Annotated in this window: 1 protein-coding gene and 1 pseudogene; one reads left to right on the forward strand and one right to left on the reverse strand. The window is 32.3% G+C overall.

The features are described from left to right. Window positions 1-87, reverse strand: a pseudogene (locus tag JVU85_RS10665) (IS6 family transposase); the annotation flags it as partial. Between the two features lie 35 nt (window positions 88-122). Between JVU85_RS10665 and JVU85_RS10670 the strand changes: the two are divergent. Continuing rightward, the gene (locus JVU85_RS10670; protein WP_020444595.1) at window positions 123-512 is read left to right on the forward strand and encodes a hydroxymethylglutaryl-CoA synthase; all 390 of its coding nucleotides are present in this window, start codon (window positions 123-125) and stop codon (window positions 510-512) included. Window positions 513-811: the final 299 nt, after the last annotated feature.

Raw genomic sequence — 811 nt, forward strand, 5'->3', positions numbered from 1 at the left:
ACGATAACTCAATGCATATCTTAGATAGTAGCCAACGGCTACAGTGATAACATCCTTGTTAAATTGTTTATATCTGAAATAGTTCATACAGAAGACTCCTTTTTGTTAAAATTATACTATACATTCAACTTTGCAACAGAACCGTATTATGGAATAGAGATGTTGGTAACATTTATACAGGATCATTATACTTAAGTTTAATTTCGTTATTACAGAACCACACATTCCAACCAGAAGAGAAAGTATGTCTATTTAGTTATGGTTCAGGAGCAGTAGGAGAAATCTTTAGTGGTTCAATCGTTAAAGGATATGACAAAGCATTAGATAAAGAGAAACACTTAAATATGCTAGAATCTAGAGAGCAATTATCAGTCGAAGAATACGAAACATTCTTTAACAGATTTGATAATCAAGAATTTGATTTCGAACGTGAATTGACACAAGATCCATATTCAAAAGTATACTTATACAGTATAGAAGACCATATCAGAACATATAAGATAGAGAAATAAACTAGTGGCCGATTGTGCTTGATGAGCTTGGGACATAAATCCTAACTCGAAATAAATAAGCATATCACTAAACTGATTTTTTAAAGTTTACAGTGATATGCTTATTTTTTTATCTTACGATTTTGTACGTGCATGCTTGCCTAGGGGTATGGCTCGAGCCATTAGTCTCTCGCACATACTATTCCCTCAGGCGTCAGCACTTACAAAATCGGTTGTAATTTTCATTTTTATACGCATTCTTACTGAGATTATACTAATAAGAGGAATAGTAAAAGCAATTCTAAGTAAAATTGCAGATA

Source organism: Staphylococcus sp. GDY8P72P (assembly GCF_016890655.1).
Classification (GTDB): domain Bacteria; phylum Bacillota; class Bacilli; order Staphylococcales; family Staphylococcaceae; genus Staphylococcus; species Staphylococcus arlettae.